The following is a 20128-nucleotide window of genomic DNA, read 5'->3' as shown; positions in this document are numbered from 1 at the left end:
TGCGACAAAGTCAGGCAAGCAGTCTCAGACAAATCCGCGCCAGCGCAAGACAATCATCAAAGCCGCAAAAACCACGATCAGGCTGAACGCCACTGATCCCAAAATGGACAAGACCATCCCCTTGCGCCGGTCCGCAGGGTCAATCGCCTCCAGCGCCAGCTTGAGCTCACGCTCGGCCTTGTCGATCTTCTTTTGATCCATCATCATCGCCAGCTTGGGATGACCTGCCTGTGCTTCCGCCTCTGCCAGTATTTTTGCATTCTCATGTGCGCGTTTGGGCAGCCGTCTTCCAATCTTGCTCATGGCCGAAGAAAGCGATGTGGGCTTGACCGAAAACTTTTCCTGCGCGAGCAAACAAAGCGCGGCATTCCGTTTGCGAATATCGTTGGGTTTAATCACTTGGGCATCCTCATGAGGGCACCCTAACTCGCGACCGTCAGAGGCTCAACAGGTCTGGTCAGTATCGTCACCGCGCGCTATCACCCCCATATGTTGAACTATATCGAATACGGCACCCGCACGGACAAACCCGATCTGATGATCGTTCATGGACTTTTCGGTTCCGGACGGAACTGGGGCGCGATCGGCAAACGCTTGGCACGCGAGCGTCGTGTCATCAGCGTTGATCAGCGCAACCACGGCGACAGCCCATGGTTCGACACCCATTCCTACGAGGATATGGCGAGGGATCTGGCCGAAGTGATCGAGGCGCAGGATGGCCCAATGGATGTTCTGGGGCATTCAATGGGGGGCAAGGCCACGATGGTTCTGTCCCTGAAACGTCCCGAATTACTGCGCAGCCTGCTGGTCGCCGATATTGCGCCCGTTACCTATGCCCACGATCAATCCCAACATATTGCCTCTATGCGGGCTGTGGATTTAAGCGCGGTGGAAAAACGCTCGGACGCAGTGACACAACTCGAGGAAACTCTGGATGATCCGGCATTGCGCAGCTTCTTTACACAATCGCTGGACGTGACCAACAAACGCTGGAAACTGAATCTGGATGTTCTTGAAGCTGAAATGCCGAAAATTCTGGGGTTCCCGGATATCGACGGCCAGTTTGACGGCCCGACCCTGTTTTTGTCGGGCGCCAATTCAGAATACATGAAACTCGAGTACCGCCCCGTTATTCGCGCGCACTTTCCTCAGGCCCGCTTTGCCAAGCTCAGCGGCGCGAGGCATTGGCTTCATGCAGAACAACCGCGCGCCTTTATTTCTTCGGTTCAGGCGTGGCTCAACAAATAGGCCACCCAATTGGACGGCCCGTTCGTTCATATCCGTGAAGGGGGTTATCCCCGTTCATACAGCGCCTTGGTCACCAGCCAGGTCACCGGAAACGAGATAATAAATCCGATCAAGGCCGACCACAGAATGGGCGTCAGCGTGTCGTGTCCCATCACCAGCGCCACAACCATGGCGCTGCCTGCAATGGTCGAACCGATGAACAGATGAAGGATAAATGCGAGCCGTAACATGGTGGGCCTCTTTATGATGTATTTTCAAAAGAGGTTTATTCTGCGGCCCGCGTTCATTCCTTGATCTGTGTCAGATTCCGCTTCAGAAATTGCCTGAAAAAGCATCATTCTTTTGTGCGGCGTTCACCCGGTTTCGGGGGTTGCTCTGCCCCCCCTGCAAAGCACTGGGCCTTGTCCATCCACGCCTTGGCTGTGGGTCCGTGTACCACCAATGCTGTGTCGCCAATGCTGCGGGTCTGGGTCACAACCTGACAGAATTCTTCGGCAGATCCTTTGATCCAGTCTGCTTCATTCGGCTCGCCATAGGTCCAGACCGCTCCTGACGGGGCGGTGAGGTTCAAATGCGGCATTGTCTCTGGCACAGGTTGCCCGTGAACCTTGAAACTCCAGCCAAAGGTGTTGACCCCGAGCATAACAATATTCCCGATCCGGTCGGTGTTTTCGCGACGCACCCCAAGAACATCATAGACTTCCTGCCCATGCGCCCAGGTTTCCATCAATCTGGCCGTTGCCGAGGATCGCACGCTCATGTCCGGCCCTGCCCATTTAACCCGCGCCGAAGGATCGGACGCTGCAAACCGTGCGGCCAGTTCATGAAAAAGCACTTCCCAGGCCGCGATAAGATCATCGCCGGACAACCCTTTTTCTGCATACCATGCGGCCTCGAACTCGCGCATGGTGCCGCCTTTTTGCAAATGCTTGGCGACAGGGCCAAAGAACTCGAAAAAGCCTGCTTCATCGCGCAGCGACAGGTCCGCCGCGTGGTTCCACAAGTGGAGATGGCCGATCACATGTTCGATGGTCCAGTTCTTGAACCCTGTAACCTGTGCCAACCCGTCTGCATCCAAAGGGCCAACCAGCCCCAGAAGAGCCATGCTTTCATCCAGAAAATCTTGTGCTTGTTGCATTGGGTTATTCGTCCTCGACAATTTCCAAAATGAGATCGCCAGCGGCCATCTGCTGACCCGCCTGCGGTTCGATCCGTGACACAGTGCCTGACACGGCTGCCAAAATCTCGTGCTGCATTTTCATCGCTTCCAGCACAGCCAGTTTTTGACCGCGTTCAATGGTCTCGCCAACTGCAACCGAAAGGCCAAGCAGTCGCCCGTGCATGGGCGCGGTGACAAGTCCGAGCCCGCTTTCCTCTTCTGCGCGTGGCATCCCCGCACAATCATAAACAGCAAAACTGCTGTCTGGCAGCGCAACAGAAAGGGCGCGATCGCTTTGCTGATGGTAAAGACCCGAAACGCGGTCGCCGTCTATCACCAGCTCAAATTCAGTTGTGCCTTTGCGCCGCAGCGTGACTTCGATCTGCGCGTCTCCTATGGAGACAACAGAACCGGTGTCCTTGCGGGTCACGCGACAGGTGACGGGTGCTTCCCCAGAGTGATAGACAACCACGCTGCTCAGAGGTTTTGAACTGCTCCAGCCGAGCAGTTCTTCTGCGATATGTGGCGCGGCCTGTCGGGCCTTTTCGAAATGCAATTGCGTGTGCAGCACTGCGGATATGGCATGGTCCTGATCGGAACGGGTCGCAGGGGTGAAGCTGTCCCCATAGGTGCGTCCGATGAAACCTGTTGTCGCCTCTCCCTGAACAAATTCCGGTTGGCTCAACGCATCAATCAGAAAATCCCGATTGCTCGCCGGACCAAAAAGGGCGGATTTCTGCAGGCCGCGCAAAACGCGACGTCGCGCCTCTTCGCGCGTGGCGCCCCAGCCGATCACCTTAGCCAACATCGGATCGTAAAACGCCGACACCTCTCCGCCCGTCTCGATCCCGCCATCGATACGAAGACCTTGCCCGTCAGGTTCATGCCACAGAGAAATCGGTCCCGCCGAGGGCAGAAACCCCTGTTCGGGGTCCTCGGCATAAAGCCGCACCTCGATGGCGTGACCTTTGTGCGCAACATCATTTTGCGAGAGATCCAGCGGCAAACCAGATGCGACCCGCAACTGCAGCGCCACAAGGTCAACACCGGTCACCATTTCCGTCACAGGATGTTCGACCTGAAGGCGTGTGTTCATCTCAAGGAAATAAAACGCACCCGATGGCTCTAGCAGGAATTCCACCGTACCTGCCCCGACATAGTTGACGGCCTTGGCAGCGGCGATTGCCGCCTGTCCCATACGATCCCGCAACGCGGGATCAACGGCAGGGGAAGGCGCCTCTTCGATCACCTTTTGGTGGCGGCGCTGCACCGAACAATCCCGTTCGCCAAGATGGAGTACAGTCCCGTCTGCGTCGCCAAAAACCTGAATTTCAACATGTCTTGGTTCCAGCACCGCTTTCTCGAGGATCAAAACATCCGATCCAAACGCGTTCAGCGCTTCTGCGCGTGCAATCTGCAAGGCATCCGGCAACTCGTCCGCCGTGTGGACCAGCCGCATTCCCTTGCCGCCGCCGCCTGCTGCGGCTTTGACCATCACGGGAAAGCCGATCTCGTTTGCCGCAGCAAGGAACTGTTGCGCGTCCTGATCTTCGCCCTCATAGCCGGGCACACAAGGCACGCCCGCCTTGATCATCAGACGCTTGGCTTTGGCCTTGTCTCCCATGATCTCGATCGCGTCTGGAGAAGGGCCAATAAACACCAGCCCCGCGCCCGCAACGGCGCGAGCGAAATCGGCGTTTTCGGACAGAAACCCGTATCCCGGATGGATCGCCCCTGCCCCGGTTCGGGCAGCGGCTTGCAAAATGCGTTCGGCGTTCAAATAGGATTCCGACGCCGGAGCAGGCCCGATGCAGACCGCTTGGTCCGCAAACCGGACATGCGGTGCGTCTGCATCGGCCTCGGAAAAGACCGCGACCGTCTGCAAGCCCAAATCACGCGCTGTGCGCATCACACGCAGTGCGATCTCGCCGCGATTGGCCACCAATACTGTATCAAAATGTGTCATGATAGCCCCTTACATCCGTGCCACACCAAAGCTGTTGGGGTAAAGCTGTCTCGCCCGCCCCTCCAGCACGGTTTCAAGTGCAAATCCCAAAACTTTGCGTGTATCGCGCGGATCAATAACCCCGTGATCAAGGCACCTGCCTGATCCGTAAAAAGCGCTTTCCTGAGATGTGAAATGCGCGGTTATGGCGTCTTCCTGCGCTTTGAGTCTGCCCTCGTCCAGATCGGCGCCTTTGCGCATCGCACCGGCTCGCGCGACGGTGCTCATGGTTTTGGCAGCCTGTTCGCCGCCCATCACCCCGATGGCGGCGTTGGGCCACGAGAACAGGAAATCGGGATCATAGGCATAGCCGCACATACCATAGTTTCCAGCCCCGAAGCTGGCGCCGATATACATGGCAATCTTGGGGACACGTGCGTTGGTGACGGCCTGAATCATCTTGGCACCATGTTTGATCATGCCTGCCTGTTCGTATTCAGTGCCAACCATGTAGCCCGTGATGTTGTTCAAAAAGACCAGCGGCAAGCCGGCTTGATCACAAAGCTGAATAAACTGGGCTGCTTTTGTGGCACCTGCCGGATCAATGGGGCCGTTGTTGCCGATGATCCCCACACCCAGTCCCATGATCGAGGCCTGCGCACACACCAAACTTGCCCCGTAACGGGGTTTGAAATCTTCAAAGTCCGAACCGTCCACCACACGCGCCAGAACCTCGCGCACGTCATAGGGCGAGCGATGATCCACAGGCACCACACCGGCCAGTTCCTCTGCATCATAGACCGGCGGAACAAACGGTTGGCGCGGCAAAGGCGGCTGGCTTGTATTCCAGTTGAACCGTCCCACAACGTCCCGTGCCAAGGACAAAGCATGGGCATCGTCATCTGCCAGATACTCGACCAATCCGGATTGGCTGGCATGCATCTCGGTCCCGCCCAGCTGTCTTTCGTCTGCCTGCTCACCCGTCGCCGCATGCAACAGCGCGGCACCTGCCAATGCGGCCAGCCCGTTTTCTTTCACGCCGATGACATAGTCCGACATGCCCGGCATATAGGCCCCCCCAGCCGTAGAAGGGCCGTGCAAGACGGCCAGAGTTGGCACACCGGCAGCGCTCATCTGGGCAAGGTTTCGGAACATCGCGCCGCCATTCACAAAGAACTCGACCTTATAGCCCATCAAATTCGCACCTGCGCTCTCGACAAGGTGGATCAATGGCAGGTTCTGACGTTTGGCGATCTCTTGCAGGCTGAGAATGACGTCCAGCGACGCCTCGACCAGCGATCCCGCGCGGATGCCGCTGTCATCGGCCCAGATCATCGCGCGCACTCCATTTACGAAGCCTATTCCGCAAATGATGCTGGCACCGGGGACAGAAGTCGCGGGGTTAATGTCCTCAGACAAGTAGTTGGCAAGCGCGTGCAGCTGTAAAAACGGCATACCCGGATCAAGAAGGCGCGCAACCCTGTCATGCGGATTGATCTGCCCGCGTTTGGCAAAGGTTTCGTTGCGCTTGGCAGACAAGGCTGGCCCGCGCGCTTCAAGGTCGCGCAGGTCCGCGATCAAAGACAACATGTCCTGCCGGTTTTTGCTGAATGCGTCGGAAGAGACCGAAACACCGGATTTGAAAACTGCCATCACATGGCCTCCATCAATGATTTCGGTACAGGCACCGGCGTCTGCAGCAGAAGTTGCGCATATGTTTTTGCCTGTGGGTCGTTGCGCAAGGACGCCATTCCTCCGCCGCCCAGAACATCATGCAGCAGAATGTTCATCGCGCCTGTGCCAGGCAGAAAGAAGGTTTCGACCTCTCCTTGCAGAAAATGGGCAAACTGGCGGGCGATGCTTTCTTCGGTCAAGGCGACCCAAATCCACGGGGCGAACTCGGGCTTGCGCGGCAAAATCCCGATGTTGGCCTTGTCACCTTTGTCTCCGGATCGTGCGACAGCGAGATCAGACAAAGGGCGCAGGGTGTCGGCCGTACCTGCCGGAGCGGCTGGCGCAAAAGACGGCGCTATCTCGGGTGCCTGCCCTGTTTCGACAGGCATCTCGAATACGCGATCTGCAAAGAAAATTCTGACAGGCACCTCGGATTTGGGGGTCAAAAACGAAAACAGCCGGATCACAGGCGATGGCCGTGATTGCCCGCCCCCAAAAAAGCTGAGGCCCGGTGGTGTCGCCAATGCGAGGCCTGTCAGTTCTTTGATCAAAAGGCCCGCCGCGCGCATGTCCGGATGCCGCACCGCGATCTTGACCGCGATATCGCGCGCTTCGATCGTCCGCGCGTTTACCCCGTAACAGCTTTCGTCGCCGGTGATTTCGATCAGGGTTTCGCTGAAATCAGGTGCTTTCAGGGCCTTCAGCTTCGCACGCGCACGGGCAAGCGCGGCATTGGCAAAAACACGCGCCTTGTCCGCGGCCCGCTCACCTTGGAAAAAGGCGATTGTTCCGGCGCGAAACCCGTCGGCATAGGTCGCGCTGACCTTATAATGCGCAGGCGCGGCGCGGCCCTTGGCACCAGACACTTGCACGCGATCTGTCCCGATCTGCTCCAACGTGACGTGGGTGAAATCGCAGATCACATCCGGCAGAGCATATGCCGCAGGATTACCAATTTCATAGAGCATCTGTTCGCCAACCGTAGCGACCGATACCTGCCCCCCGGTTCCAGGAGGTTTGGTACAAATGAAGCTGCCGTCTTTGTCGACTTCCGCGATGGGGTATCCGATGTTCACAAGATCCTCGGAAACGCTTTGCCAGTCGGTAAAATTGCCGCCCGTGGCCTGTGGCCCACATTCAAGGATATGGCCCGCAAGCGACCCTGCACTCAGCAAATCCAGATCGGCACGCCCCCACCCGAAGGCATGGATGCACGCCCCCAAGGTGACGGCACTGTCAACACAGCGCCCCGTGATCACGATGTCCGCCCCTTCATCCAGCGCGCATGCAATCGGAAATGCGCCGAGATAGGCATTGATGCTGGCGATCCCTTCGGGGAAAGGTGCGCCCGAAAACATCTCTTTCACATCCGCAAAGTCCGACTGGCGATGCATCAGGTCGTCGCCCGTGACCACAGCCACGCTCAACGACAATCCCTTTTCCTTGATGCAGTCACGTAACGCGGCGGCGCAGGCCTCGGGGTTGACGCCACCCGCGTTGGATATGATCCGCACCCCCTGTCGGGCAATCTCGTCAAGGTTCGGGGCCATAACGGCAGAGACGAAATCGGTCGCATACCCCTTGGAGGGGTCTTTTGCACGCTGGCGCGCCATGATCGACAGGGTGATTTCCGCGAGATAGTCAAACACGACAAAGTCCAGACCACCCGCGTTCAACAACTGGGGCAGCGCCATGTCGGATTCCCCCCAGAAACCGGCAGCGCCACCAATGCGGATGGTGTTTTGTGTCATCGCCGTGATCCTTCCGTCGTCGCGTCACATCGTTGTTCGCTTGAATGAACACTACTCAGCATTTATGAGTCAACCTCACATACTGTTTGTGACGTGCCGGAACTTTGCCTTCGCATCGACCTCCAAAAGGATCAGAACCATGAAAAATCCGTTTGAAACCGAAGAGACCGCCGCCTTCCGTGAAACGGTGCGCCGTTTTGTCGAGGCCGAGATCACGCCCTTCGTGGGTCAATGGGACGAAGCCGGAGAAATCCCTTGGGCGCTTCACCAGAAAGTTGGCGCCCTTGGCGTGTTCGGGTTTGGCGTCAGCGAAGACTATGGCGGGATGGGCGGCGAAGACGCCTTTTTGCGGGCCGCATTCAACGAGGAAATGGCAAAGTGCGGCGCGGGCGGAGTTCTTGCCGCGCTAGGGGGGCGCGTGATCTCAATCGGCCCCATCCATGATCTGGCCAATGCCGAGATCAAAGACCGTATTCTGGCCGACATCGTGGCAGGCCGCAAAGGTTCGGCCCTCGGGATCACGGAACCCTCCGGGGGCTCGGATGTGGCCAATCTCAAAACCACGGCGCGCAAGGATGGAAACCACTATGTTCTGAACGGCTCAAAGGCCTTTATCACGGGGGGCATGACGGCAAGCCACTTTGTTGTTGGTGCCCGTACGGGTGGGCCGGGATTGGGCGGCATCTCTTTGTTTCTGGTTGATGCCGAAGCCGACGGTTTTTCCCGCACGGCGCTCGAGCGGAAAATGGGCTGGTGGGCTTCCGATCAGGCCTCGCTGTTTTTTGATGACTGCCGCGTTCCGGCGACAAATATGCTCGGCGAAGAGAACCGCGGATTTCTCGCCATCATGAACAATTTCAATTTCGAACGCATCGCAATGATTGCCCAGTGTATCGGCATGATGAAAGTCTGCCTTGACGAGTCGATCTCTTGGGCACAGGAACGCGAAACCTTCGGGGAAAAGCTTATCAAGGCGCAGGTCATCCGCCACAAGATCGCGGAAATCTCCGTGCGGATCGACACCTGCGAGGCCTATCTGCGCCAGATCTGCTGGGCCGTGCACAATGCGGACATGCCCGTGGCTGAAATCAGCAAAGCCAAGTTCCACACCTCGAAAGCGTTAGAGTTCTGTGCCAGCGAAGCCATGCAGATTGTCGGTGGCGCGGCCTATCTGCGCGGGCATCCAGTCGAGCGCATTTATCGCGAGGTCAAAGTCATGGCCATTGGCGGTGGCTCGGAAGAAATCATGCGCGATCTTGCCGTGCGCCAGATGGGGCTTTGAAGATGGTCACAAAACGACAAAAGCTGGAAGCGCGCGAACAGGCCATTCTGGAGGCCGCCCGCGATGTCTTTACCTCTTCGGGCTACGAAAAAGGGCGCATCGCCGAAGTCGCGCGCAAGGCTGGCGTGGCAGAAGGCACGATCTATCTCTACTACAAAACCAAGCAGGATCTGGTGCGCGCTGTTATCAATGACTATTGGTCGCGATTGACCTTGCGGGCAAAAGAAACCGTTGATCCTTCTTTGCCGTTTTTCAAACAGTTAGAACAATTCGCCCGCTTCCACGTAAAGGCCTATCACGAAGATATCGACTATATTGATCTGAACCTTGCCATGCGGGTTCAGCATTTGGGATTTGAGGCGCCGGTGGACATGATCCGCTCCTATGTGCGCATTTTCGACGACATGTTTACGCGGGCCTGTGACCGGGGCGACATTCAAAGCGATGTTCCGCTGTGGGTGGCACGTGACCTGTTTTTTGGCACGCTTGAACATTCGTCGCGGTCTGTCTTCCTCGATAGAGCCAAATCAAGCGAAGACTGCATCACCAACCTGATGACCGTGTTTCGCGCCACATATACAAGATCCACCACAAAGCCGGCCCCCTTGGACGATGCGATCGCACGGTTAGAAGACGCCGTTTCCCAGCTTAAAAAGCTATAGGCCAAGCACCAGTTTTTTGCCTTTCGCCCGAGAGCAACACGCCATCATGCGATCTTTTTTCTGTTGCTCGGCCGCGCTCAGAACCTTGTCGCGGTGATCGATGTCGCCGCTGACAACAGACACCTCACAGGTGCCGCACAGGCCTTCATTGCAGTCACAGGGCACATCGACGCCCGCCGCAGACAAGGCCTCGAGAACAGTTTGGTCTCGTGCCACAGAAAGAGTTAACCCGCTGTCGCGCAGCTCGACTTCGAAGGCGTGTTCCTTTTCGGGATCAAGCACCGATGCCCCCCCTGAAAAATGCTCGACATGAACTGTGCCCTCGGGCCAGTCGGCTGATAGCTGTTCAAGCTCTGCCAGCATCCGTTCTGGGCCACAGCACCAAAGCTGTCGTCCGGCCAGAGATTGCCCGACAGACGCCAGATCAAGCCGTTGTCCTGCGTCCCCAATATGGAGAGTCAGTGCATCGCCATGGTCGGCTTCGATGCGTGAGAGCAATGCCATTCGATCACGTGTCGCACCGCAATAATGCAGCTCGTATAGTTTGCCCAAGGCCTTCAACCGGTCCGCCATGGCAAGGATGGGCGTGATCCCGATGCCGCCTGCAATCAACACATATCCGGCGGCGTTTTCGTCCAACCGGAAGTGATTGCGCGGCCCCGCAATCTGCACCGTTTGTCCCGCCTTGAGGGTCTCGTGGAAATGCATGGACCCTCCGCACCCTTCAGGGTCACGCAAGATACACAAACTGTATGTCGATGTGTCCTTGGGGTGACCGCAAAGCGAATACTTGCGCCGTGTGGTGCCCGAAATAAGGTCAATATGCGCCCCCGGCGTCCAAAGGGGCAAGGCCCGGCCGCGTGGATCTTTCAACGTCACATGTATCACGTCCTCGCATATATCGTGCACGTCCTGGATCACGACATGGCGCAGGATATCCTCTTTGATCGGGGCGCCGATGCGGAACGTCTGCCCGCCCTCCAGAATGGACGGGGTCTGCCGCTCGGGGTTTTGCTCTGGGTTCCAATCAACCAACAATGCCTTTGGTCCGCGAAACGAGGTATTGGGCAGATACTCGAAATCTTGTCCTTCGCTCAGGTGTATATGCGGCAGGCGGCGGGCGAACTCTTCGACGAAGACACGCATTTCCATGCGGCCGATGTTTTTTCCCATACATTGGTGCGCACCATAGCCAAAAGTCAGGTGTTCGGCGGCATTGTCACGATAGATGTCAATTTCGTCCGGATTTTCCCAATGGCGAGGGTCCTTGTTGGCGCTTGCCATAACAATCAGCAGCTTCCCGCCTTCGGGAATATCGACGCCGCCCACTGTGGCCGGTGCGGTTGCGACACGTCTCCACGCCACGATGGATCCTGCCACCCGCAGGCATTCTTCGACCGCGCTTGGGATCAGGGACGGGTTTTCGCAGATATCCTCCCACGCGTCACGGTTGGACAAAAGCGTCAGAAACGCGTTCGCGGTTGCATTGGATGTTGTCTCGTGGGCTGCAGCCAGAATGGCCATCATCATCGAGCGCATATAGCTTTCGGTCACGATGTCGGGATGTTTGATATGCTGGCGAATGGTTTCATACATCCATCCCTCGCCCGTAGGATCAGCCCACATGTCGTCCAGAATACGGTTGGCGGTCTGCCAGAACCGACCGACATTTTCCGTGATGACTAGCTGTTCGGCCTCGGTGGGCCGCCCCCAGGTGTTCAGTGTGTGCGCGACGGCAAACTTTTTCAGCTCTTCCGCGCCCTCGTTGGGAACCCCCAGAAAATGCAGCGCAATCGTCAGCGGAATTTCAAAAAACATATCCGCAACAAGGTCGGCATGCCCACGGTCGATGAACCGGTCAATATAAAGCCGCGTCAGCCGTCGCACCTCTGGTTCATGCTTGGCCAAATTCTCTGGCAGGAAATCATCCAGAAGCAAACGCCGCCGCGCCATATGGTCCGGCTCGTCTTCGTTGACCATGGTGCGCTGCATGTTGAACCCATATTTGGCCAGTATGCCTTCGGCTTGCGGCGGGGCCGGTGTGATTTTCTCAAGCGCATTGGCAGGGGAAAACAAAATGTTGTCGCGGAACACCGCCTTTACATCCTCGTACCGTGTCACCACCCAATAGCCGAGTTCGGGACTATAAAAGACAGGTTCCTCGTCACGCGCCCAGCGCAGCGCCTCGGCCGGATCAAGCTGGTATTCCCCGGCAAAGGGATTGAAAGCGGCGGCCTTCTCGGAAACAAGACAGCCGGTGGGCGAGCGCCCGTGATCGACAGGACAGGAAGATGTGGACATGCAAACTCCAGACTTTTATCGCACGACTCTTTACTTTTATCGCACAGTCTGTGACTCTTATCGCAGAGTCAAGGATAGGCCCCTATGAGCACCTTAAAGACATTGGATCGCGGCTTGCGCGCGCTGGACATTGTATCCCGTCGTGCCGACGGCATTTCGGTTGCTGATCTGGCGCTGGATCTCGAGGTCGACCGCGCCGTTGCCTATCGCATTGTCGCCACGCTCGAGCAGCACGGCATGGTCTTGCGCCTTCCCCAAGACGGAAAGCTCGTGCTGGGGGCTGCGGTGCTGGGACTGGAACGCCGGTTTGAGCCACAGTTTCGCCGTCGCGCGCGGCCCCTGCTCGACCAGCTTGCGCGCCAAGCCTATGCCACGGCGTTTATCTCGGTCGCACAGCAAGACAAATGTGCGGCAATCCTCGTATCCGAACCCGAAGACGTGTTGATCCGTGTGGGATATCGCGTGGGCAGCACCCACGCCATTTCCAAAGGTGCTGCAGGCATTGCCATACTGGCAGGACGCCCCCCCGCCGACGGCGAACCACCCGAGGTGACGCAAGCGCGCACCTCGGGATTCTCCCTGACCAAGGGTGCGCTGCAACAAGGGGCGATTGGCGTCGCCTGCCCCATTGGCGGCGGCACGTATGAAGCAAGCGTCGGAGTGGTCGCGATGGAAGACCTCGATGTTGACCGGGCTATCGACACGGTTAAATCCTGCGCCAGGGCTCTGTCAGCGTTGCTGACAGGCGCGGCTCAGGTCACGCGGGACACCGTCTGATATTTGGCCTCGCGCCAGATTTCGCCCAGTATGACCTCTTCGACAATACGGGCCGCATTCAATACGTCCTGTTTATCGATGTACAAAGGCGTGAACCCGAAACGCATAATGTCTGGTGCGCGAAAATCACCGATCACGCCGCGATCTATCAAGGCCTGCATTGCGGGGTATCCATGATCAAACGAAAACGACACCTGTGATCCGCGCACGTTCGGATCACGGGGGCTGGCCAGAACCAGCGAAGGACATCTTGCTTCGACTTCGGCGATGAACAGGTCGCTCAATTCAATGGACGCCGCGCGCACCTCGTCCAGTGTCACGCCCTCCCACACCTTCAGCGCGTGATCCAACACGGCAAGCTGTAAAATGGACGGGGTTCCCACGCGCATCCGCTCGGTCGACATGGCGGGCCGATAGGCCAATTCCATCGCGAAGGGGGCGTCGTGCCCCAACCATCCGGCAAGCGCAGGCTGAATATCGGAGACAAGATCGGGACGGACATAGATAAAGGCCGGTGCCCCCGGCCCGCCGTTCAGGTATTTGTAACTGCACCCCACCGCGAATTCAGCCCCGCACCCCGAGATGTCGACAGGCACGGCCCCCGCAGAATGCGCCAGATCCCAGATCATCACCGCCCCCACCGCATGGGCACGCGCGGTGATGGCCTGCATGTCATGCATGCGGCCCGTGCGATAATCCACTTGGGTCAACATCACCACGGCAACGTCTTCCGTGATGGCCTCCATGACATCCACGGGCGCAGGCGTGCGCAACGCGTACCCTTTTCCAATCGTGTCCATCAGCCCCTGCGCCATATAAAGATCGCTGGGAAAGTTACCGTTGTCGGACAACACAACCTTGCGGTCGGGTCGCATTCTGAGGGCCGCGGCCAGGGCCTGATACACTTTGATCGAGAGCGTATCTCCGGTCGCGACCGAACCTTCTGGGGCACCGATTAGATGCGCGATCCGATTGCCGACCTTGCGCGGCAAATCCATCCAGCCGGCAGTGTTCCACGCCTTGATCAGCTGTCCGCCCCATTCATCCACGATCACCTCTTGGGCACGGGCCGCCGCCCCTTTGGGTAAAACGCCCAAGGAATTTCCGTCCAGATAGATCACCCCCTCTGGCAGATCAAAAAGCTCTTTTCGGGGCAGTGACACAGACATGGGGATCGCTTTCTTTTTTGGTGAAACAGGACGACAGCATTTGCAGGCACAATTGTCCAGACGGATCCATTGAGGAAAAATTTGAACCGGAATGGGCAGATCGCACCTGCCGACACCATGACCAATCCGGCCAAACGCGGCCAGCCGGATCGCAAAAGGGTAAATATTCTGCGAATTGATTCTCGTTTCGCAAGTTTCCCCTTACGTCAACTGCAGGTAAAACCTATCATTTTAGACAGTATTTTTTCGACCAGAATTGCGAATTGGTAAAAGCACCTATCCGCCTGAGCAACTTTCAAAAAGAAAATGCGGCAGGTGCGAAATAAATCGTTAATGCGCCTTGCCAATCGCAAAAAATGCTCTGTATCCTCAACGTGCAAGCAGCAGAACTTGACTACTGGCGGGCCGCACTTACACCCCTCGCTCCCCGTGGTTTGATCGGTAGTCAAGGCTGCTTGCGGTTCTATTTCCCAACACGTGACCTGCGACGCTTTCGAAGCTTGCCCTAAGCGCGTGAATGCCTGATAACAGTCTCAAATCAAGGAGATTTGACATGTTCGCGCGTATCTATCAGCCCGCTCGCAATGCCATGACTTCAGGCGCGGCCAAAACCAAGACTTGGGTTCTGGAATACACGGCTTCCGAAGCAAAAGATATCGATCCGCTGATGGGATGGACCAGTTCAGGCGACACCCAGACGCAGGTCAAATTGCGCTTTCCCACAAAGGAAGCCGCCCTTGAATACGCACAGGAACACGGCATCGAAGCGCAGGTGACAGAGCCGCACAAGCGCAAGCCCAATATCCGCATGGGCGGCTATGGTGAAAACTTTGCGACAAGCCGCAAAGGTCCCTGGACCCACTAATCTGTTCAAGTTGCGAGACCAATGAGAGCCTTCCTTGCGGGAGGCTTTTTGCTTTTTTGACACGCGAATCACTCTGATGTAAAATGTCGCCAAGCCCCAAAAAGTGGGCAGGCAGGCATACGAATGAGCAGCCATTCAGACATCGCGCCAGTGCGTGCGGTCGGTCCATCCGACGACGAACTTCTTTCCCTTGGAAAGTTGCACTTTCTTGCAGGGTTTTGCCCTGTTCATAAACACCTTTCTGCAATGGCGCTTGCCCGCATTTTTCATCCGGCACTGAATCAGGGTTGTGTGCGTTTTTTTGAGAACGACATGGGAAAAACGGCGGCGGCATTGATCTGGGCCCGTCTCAGCGACACGGTCAGCGAACGGCTTTTGCGGGATCGCATACCGCCCACCCAAGACGAATGGACCAGCGGATCCAATCTCTGGTTTCTGGATCTGATTGCGCCTTTTGGCCAAGGTCTTGTTGTTGCGAAACACATCGCCAGATCGCCCCCTGAAGAACCTTTCTATTTTGCGCGCCTGGATGCCAAGGGACATGTACGCAAAGTGGTGCGTGGTGACGGTACGGTCGTCAAAGGCCGGATCAAAACATGGCATCGCCTGCCGGGATCGGGGGCCTAGATGGGATTTCCCGTTGCAGATACCGGCGAAGTCACCGAAGACAGCGACGTTGTTGGCGGCCTGTTAACCACCACCGGGGACATCGACTATTTGCTGGGAAGTGATGCCGGCCAATGGACTGCCGAAACCATCTCGGGCAGTTATGGCAGTTCTCTGGTGATCGATGTCGATGGCAACTGGACTTACACCGCGCTCAATGACCATCCGGACATCGAAGAGCTTGAGGATGGTGATACGCTGGTCGAAGTGTTCAACGTCACCTCGAATGCGGGTGGTTCGACCGTTACCATTACGATCAATGGTGCCACCGATCCGCCGTGTTTTGTGAGCGGCACTTTGATCAATACCCCCTCTGGCCCAAGGCCCGTCGAGACGTTGCAGATCGGAGACCTTGTTCTAACCCGGGACGATGGCCCGCAGCCGATCCGATGGATTGCCGGCGCACGTGTGGATCTCACGCAAACGGAATTTGGCAAGAAATTTCAGCCCATACGCCTTACCGCGCATGCGCTTGGTCCCGGCATTCCGGACCGCGACCTTTTGCTATCGCCGCAACACCGCGTTGTGATTGCCCGCGCGGAAACGTCCCTTTTGTTCGGCGAACGCGAGGTTCTTTGCACCGCGTCCCATCTCGTGAATGGCGATACAATCACAAGAGGCACCGCGGACGAGGTCACGTATTTCCATATCCTGTTCGACTGTCATCAGGTGATCACCAGCAATGGCTGCGCAAGTGAAAGCTTCTTTCCTGGAGATATTGGTCTCGATCGGCTTGAGGCATCCCAACAAGACGAACTGTTCACACTGTTTCCTGACCTGCGCACTCTTCCGCAATCCTATGGCCGCACCGCCCGGATGAGCCTGCGCGCCTATGAGGCCCGTTTGATCCGCGATCGCCTTTCATTTGAGGAGCCAAAGGTCCTGTTCTGCGGGGGCGACACACTCTAATTTTATTGCAATGACAGGAAATGGGGGCAATGCTCGTTCATATTCCAAGTCCCTCGGCCCCGTGAAACAGCGTTGTTACAGATTTGAGCGGAACGCCTGTCATAGGAAATGTCATGAAATTGCGTGTTACCACTTTCGTTTCAACAATTTTGCTTTTGGGGGCAAGCTCTGTCGCGATTGCACAAGACGCCCCAACCGGAGAAGACGCCGCCACTGTTTTGAAAGGGCGCCCCTACTCTCCTAATGCGGACCGTGGCTTTCCGGATCAGGTTCTGTTTGGCGACACGCATGTGCATTCCGCCTTGTCCGCAGACGCAGGTGGCGGCGGCACGTCCCTGATGCCAAGGGACATGTACCGGTTCGCACGCGGCGAGCAGGTCAATTCGAACACCGGCCAACCCGTAAAGCTTTCACGCCCGTTTGATTTTTACATGCTGACCGAACACACCGACGGTATGGGCGTCATCACGGACATTATGAAAGGTGCGCCGAACATAATGGCCGATGCGCAGGGCAAGGCGTTTCACGAAGCCTTTGCCAAGGGCGGCGAAGACGCAAAGCAAGCGTCCATTGATCTGATCGCGCAGTTCTCGCAAGGCACCCTGTCAGAGGCGTTGCTGTATCAACCGGGCAGCGCAGGATATGACAACACATGGCGCGATCTGGTCCATGCTGCGGAAGAATTCAACGACCCGCACAGGTTCACCACCATGATCGCCTATGAGTGGACCTCGCTGACCGAGGGCAACAACCTGCATCGCAACGTGATTTTCAGGGACGGTCCCGAACGCGCCCTTCAAGTCGTTCCTTTCCTGATGGCCCCTCCCGCAGGAAGCCCCAACCCGCGCGACCTGTGGAAGTGGATGCAGAATTACGAGGACACAACAGGCGGCGATGTTCTTGCCATTCCGCATAACCCCAACCTGTCCAATGGCATCATGTTTGCGCTGAACGACACCTTCCGCGATGGCGAAGCCTTTGATCCCGAATACCTGAAAACCCGTTCGACATGGGAACGTCTGGTTGAGATCAACCAGACCAAAGGCACCAGCGAGGCGCACCCGATGCTGTCACCCGCTGATGATTTTGCCGATTATGAATTGTGGGACTGGAGCAATCTGGACCTGTCCGCCCCCAAAACACCAGAAATGCTGGCAACCGAATACGTGCGCGAGACATTGAAGAACGGCTTGGCCATGGGGGCAGAGAACGGCACCAACCCATTCAAATTGGGCTTTGTGGGCGGTTCGGACATTCATACGGGCCTGACAACGCAGGACGACAACAACTTTTTCGGGGCCTTTGCATGGATGGAACCCAGCCCGAAACGAGCGGCCAGCGAAGCCAAAGCCAACACCGAGTTGGATATCGGCTATAAAGGTTGGCAATACGCAACGCCGGGACCAACAGCCGTCTGGGCCACCTCAAACACACGCGCCGCGATATTTGACGCCATGGAGCGGCGCGAAGTCTATTCCACAACAGGGCCGCGCATTACACTGCGGTTCTTTGGGGGCTATGACTTTTCCGCCGAAGACATCAAAACGCGGGATCTGGCACGTGTTGGATACTCGAAAGGTATTCCAATGGGCGGCGATCTTGTCGCGTCAGATGGGGCCTCCCCGAATTTCCTGGTCTACGCCATGCGCGATCCGGTTGGCGCCAATCTGGACCGGATTCAAATTGTCAAAGGCTGGGTCGACCAACAGGGCGAGACCCAAGAAAAAGTGTATGATGTCGTATGGAGCGATGCGCGCCAGCAAGGCGATGATGGCAAACTTCCCCCCGTTGGAAACACCGTTGATTTGGCAGGCCCGACGTGGACCAACGATATCGGGACGGCCGAGTTGGGCACGGTCTGGACTGATCCCGACTTTGACGCGGCCCAACACGCTTTTTACTATGCACGTGTGATCGAAATCCCGACTCCGCGCTGGCCCGCATATGATGCGGTCCGGTTTGGTGTCGAGATGCCTGCCGAGGTCAAACTGATCACACAAGAGCGCGCCTATTCTTCACCGATCTGGCACACGCCGGACGAATGAATGGCGCTCAATAAAGCGGATTGCCGATAGCCGGACGTCAGGCCGAAACGACCCATGTGCGCAGGGTTTCCAAATCCGGAGCAAGCTCTTCCACCTCGTCCGCGCAAAAGCTGCGCAATGCATCAAGATTGAGCTTGTTCGCTCCAACCAGCACCGGCACATCTTTTTCCAGAGCGCGGGCAATGGCCCCGCGAAATCCGCGCCCGTCGGCCTCGTGTTTGCCGAATTTATTGACGATCAGAACATCAACGTCCTTTTCCAACTCGGCCTCGGTCAGCCCAACCGCGTTTTCCAAGGCGTCGGGGTTCAGGCGGCACCCACGGGATTCCCGCCCCAAAGACTGGGAAATCCGGATGGTCGGGCCGTCCGGCAGAACCAGCACGTCCATATCGCAGTGATGGTCTTTTTCACGCTCGGTATCGACCTGAACCGTACCGCACAGCCGCTTGCCGGACTTTTCAAGATCCTTGGCCAATTCCAACAAGACAAGATTTGTTTCCCCGCGTCCCGGCGCAAGAGTGTAGGCAATTTTCATGGGAAGGTCCTTGTTCGACGTCGCGGGGGGACAAGATCCATTGCGATCTGCCCTGCGCCCGTTGGTCTTTGTCAGTTTGAGAGTGAGCCTCCCCCTAAAAGGGAGGCTCTGAAGGGGTTAAGGGCGGCGCGCCTAGACGGTCGTCCCTTTGATGCGGATCGCACAGCCAACCACACCGGCGAGAACACCAATGGCGACGGCGACGGACAACTCGAGCATATCCACATTCGCCATCTGGAACTTGGCAAAGATCAGCGTTTCGAAAATGCCGACTGCCCCGCCCATCGCCGACGCGAGGAAAACGTTTCGGGTTGTCATGCCAAGCGCCAGCCCCAAGATGCCCGGAAGGCTCAGGACGTTGCCGGCAACGGTTCCTAGAAAGTTCAGCATGCCCTTAGCCTCCGTGGTTTTCTGAGGGTGTCATTTTGAGAAAGCTGCGGATGCCATCGACATCGATCTTTGCATCTTTCTGCGCTTCTGATTTGGGGGTCATGTCCAGCTCGTCCACGACACGTTTGTATTCTTTCAAATACCCTTCGGGCAGACGGTGCGCGATGCCCTGGTGGCAATCGATGCAGGTCATGTTGTTGTCGATAGCACGCTGGTGTTCTGTCGCGGCGCGGCTTTCCTGAATGGTAAAGTCCATGTAGTCAAAGTTGTGACAGTTCCGGCATTCGCGGCTGTCGGACTGTTTCATCTTTTTCCAAGTCTGGGCCGCCATTTTAAGCCGGTGTTCCTCGTATTTTTCCGGCGTATCAATCGTGCCCATCAATTCATGATAGATGTCCTTGACGGCCATCACTTTGGCTTTGACCTTGTGGTTCCATTCCTTGGGCACATGGCAGTCCGAACAGATCGCACGCACACCCGAGTGGTTGTTATAGTGGATCGTTTCGCGATACTCGCCCAAATTGGTTTCCATGGTGTGGCAACCGGTGCAGAATTCCTCGGTGTTGGTCATTTCCATCGACCAGTGGAACCCGCCCCAGAACAGGATACCAGCCAAGAAACCCGCGATCAGGACAAAGCCTGTGCTCAGCACCGCAGTTGGCGTCCAGAACCAGTTCCAGATGCGGCGGATAAAGCCCGGGCGCGGTTCCGGTGAGTTGGAGTGTGTCATTGTCGTTTTCCTCGCACAGG

At 57.0% G+C, this 20128-nt stretch carries 19 protein-coding genes; 8 read left to right on the top strand and 11 right to left on the bottom strand.

The features are described from left to right. Positions 1 to 24: 24 nt before the first annotated feature. Positions 25 to 399, bottom strand: coding sequence for a hypothetical protein (locus PH7735_RS11035; RefSeq protein WP_058311429.1), 375 nt, complete (start codon positions 397 to 399; stop codon positions 25 to 27). A gap of 90 nt (positions 400 to 489) precedes the next feature. Here PH7735_RS11035 and PH7735_RS11030 point away from each other — a divergent pair, with 90 nt between their 5' ends. Beyond that, positions 490 to 1248: an alpha/beta fold hydrolase gene (locus PH7735_RS11030; RefSeq protein WP_058311428.1), complete on the top strand. Its 759-nt coding sequence runs from the start codon at positions 490 to 492 to the stop codon at positions 1246 to 1248. 44 nt (positions 1249 to 1292) lie between these two features. Here PH7735_RS11030 and PH7735_RS11025 read toward each other — a convergent pair whose 3' ends face one another. The 5 genes from PH7735_RS11025 to PH7735_RS11005 form a co-directional block, all read right to left on the bottom strand. Further along, positions 1293 to 1478 (bottom strand): hypothetical protein, encoded by a 186-nt coding sequence (locus tag PH7735_RS11025; RefSeq protein WP_058311427.1) that lies wholly within the window; start codon positions 1476 to 1478, stop codon positions 1293 to 1295. 104 nt (positions 1479 to 1582) lie between these two features. Continuing rightward, positions 1583 to 2386 carry a TIGR03084 family metal-binding protein gene (locus PH7735_RS11020; protein WP_058311426.1) on the bottom strand — a complete coding sequence of 268 codons (804 nt, stop codon included), beginning with the start codon at positions 2384 to 2386 and terminating at the stop codon, positions 1583 to 1585. A gap of 4 nt (positions 2387 to 2390) precedes the next feature. Beyond that, positions 2391 to 4373: an acetyl/propionyl/methylcrotonyl-CoA carboxylase subunit alpha gene (locus PH7735_RS11015; protein WP_058311425.1), complete on the bottom strand. Its 1983-nt coding sequence runs from the start codon at positions 4371 to 4373 to the stop codon at positions 2391 to 2393. A 9-nt stretch (positions 4374 to 4382) separates the two neighbouring features. Further along, positions 4383 to 6005 (bottom strand): acyl-CoA carboxylase subunit beta, encoded by a 1623-nt coding sequence (locus PH7735_RS11010; RefSeq protein WP_058311424.1) that lies wholly within the window; start codon positions 6003 to 6005, stop codon positions 4383 to 4385. After that, positions 6005 to 7777 (bottom strand): acyclic terpene utilization AtuA family protein, encoded by a 1773-nt coding sequence (locus tag PH7735_RS11005; protein ID WP_058311423.1) that lies wholly within the window; start codon positions 7775 to 7777, stop codon positions 6005 to 6007. The genes PH7735_RS11010 and PH7735_RS11005 overlap by 1 nt, the downstream gene beginning before the upstream one ends. Before the next feature lie 139 nt (positions 7778 to 7916). Between PH7735_RS11005 and PH7735_RS11000 the strand changes: the two genes are divergently transcribed. Both PH7735_RS11000 and PH7735_RS10995 read left to right on the top strand, forming a co-directional pair. Then, positions 7917 to 9059 (top strand): acyl-CoA dehydrogenase family protein, encoded by a 1143-nt coding sequence (locus PH7735_RS11000; protein WP_058311422.1) that lies wholly within the window; start codon positions 7917 to 7919, stop codon positions 9057 to 9059. A gap of 2 nt (positions 9060 to 9061) precedes the next feature. Further along, complete coding sequence (locus PH7735_RS10995; protein WP_058311421.1) at positions 9062 to 9721, top strand: TetR/AcrR family transcriptional regulator; 660 nt, start codon at positions 9062 to 9064, stop codon at positions 9719 to 9721. Here the strand turns inward: PH7735_RS10995 and PH7735_RS10990 are convergent. Next, complete coding sequence (locus PH7735_RS10990; RefSeq protein WP_058311420.1) at positions 9716 to 12022, bottom strand: cytochrome P450/oxidoreductase; 2307 nt, start codon at positions 12020 to 12022, stop codon at positions 9716 to 9718. The genes PH7735_RS10995 and PH7735_RS10990 overlap by 6 nt on opposite strands. A gap of 84 nt (positions 12023 to 12106) precedes the next feature. Between PH7735_RS10990 and PH7735_RS10985 the strand changes: the two genes are divergently transcribed. Beyond that, positions 12107 to 12799, top strand: a complete 693-nt coding sequence (locus PH7735_RS10985) for an IclR family transcriptional regulator (RefSeq protein ID WP_058311419.1) — start codon at positions 12107 to 12109, stop codon at positions 12797 to 12799. Here the strand turns inward: PH7735_RS10985 and kynU are convergent. Continuing rightward, the gene (gene kynU, locus PH7735_RS10980) at positions 12775 to 13968 is read right to left on the bottom strand and encodes a kynureninase (protein ID WP_058311418.1); all 1194 of its coding nucleotides are present in this window, start codon (positions 13966 to 13968) and stop codon (positions 12775 to 12777) included. The two genes, PH7735_RS10985 and kynU, sit on opposite strands and share 25 nt — an antisense overlap. Before the next feature lie 553 nt (positions 13969 to 14521). Here kynU and PH7735_RS10975 point away from each other — a divergent pair. From PH7735_RS10975 to PH7735_RS10960, 4 genes are all read left to right on the top strand, one after another. Then, on the top strand, positions 14522 to 14833 hold the full coding sequence (locus PH7735_RS10975; protein ID WP_058311417.1) for an ETC complex I subunit: 312 nt from the start codon (positions 14522 to 14524) through the stop codon (positions 14831 to 14833). A 123-nt stretch (positions 14834 to 14956) separates the two neighbouring features. Continuing rightward, on the top strand, positions 14957 to 15460 hold the full coding sequence (locus PH7735_RS10970) for a toxin-activating lysine-acyltransferase (RefSeq protein ID WP_058311416.1): 504 nt from the start codon (positions 14957 to 14959) through the stop codon (positions 15458 to 15460). Then, positions 15461 to 16408: a Hint domain-containing protein gene (locus tag PH7735_RS10965; protein ID WP_058311415.1), complete on the top strand. Its 948-nt coding sequence runs from the start codon at positions 15461 to 15463 to the stop codon at positions 16406 to 16408. A 113-nt stretch (positions 16409 to 16521) separates the two neighbouring features. Beyond that, positions 16522 to 18453: a DUF3604 domain-containing protein gene (locus PH7735_RS10960; protein ID WP_058311414.1), complete on the top strand. Its 1932-nt coding sequence runs from the start codon at positions 16522 to 16524 to the stop codon at positions 18451 to 18453. A 37-nt stretch (positions 18454 to 18490) separates the two neighbouring features. Here the strand turns inward: PH7735_RS10960 and PH7735_RS10955 are convergent, their stop codons facing one another. The 3 genes from PH7735_RS10955 to PH7735_RS10945 all read right to left on the bottom strand — a co-directional run bounded on the left by PH7735_RS10955 (position 18491) and on the right by PH7735_RS10945 (position 20108). Then, on the bottom strand, positions 18491 to 18988 hold the full coding sequence (locus PH7735_RS10955; protein WP_058311413.1) for a DUF2478 domain-containing protein: 498 nt from the start codon (positions 18986 to 18988) through the stop codon (positions 18491 to 18493). A 132-nt stretch (positions 18989 to 19120) separates the two neighbouring features. Continuing rightward, the gene (locus PH7735_RS10950) at positions 19121 to 19378 is read right to left on the bottom strand and encodes a hypothetical protein (RefSeq protein WP_058311412.1); all 258 of its coding nucleotides are present in this window, start codon (positions 19376 to 19378) and stop codon (positions 19121 to 19123) included. Positions 19379 to 19382: 4 nt separating this feature from the next. Beyond that, positions 19383 to 20108 carry a NapC/NirT family cytochrome c gene (locus PH7735_RS10945; protein WP_058311411.1) on the bottom strand — a complete coding sequence of 242 codons (726 nt, stop codon included), beginning with the start codon at positions 20106 to 20108 and terminating at the stop codon, positions 19383 to 19385. Between the last annotated feature and the right edge of the window lie 20 nt (positions 20109 to 20128).

The sequence above is a fragment of the Shimia thalassica genome, from assembly GCF_001458215.1.
Classification (GTDB): Bacteria; Pseudomonadota; Alphaproteobacteria; order Rhodobacterales; family Rhodobacteraceae; genus Shimia; species Shimia thalassica.
Note: the sequence above shows the minus strand (reverse complement) of the source record. Positions and strands in the feature narration are given on the sequence as shown.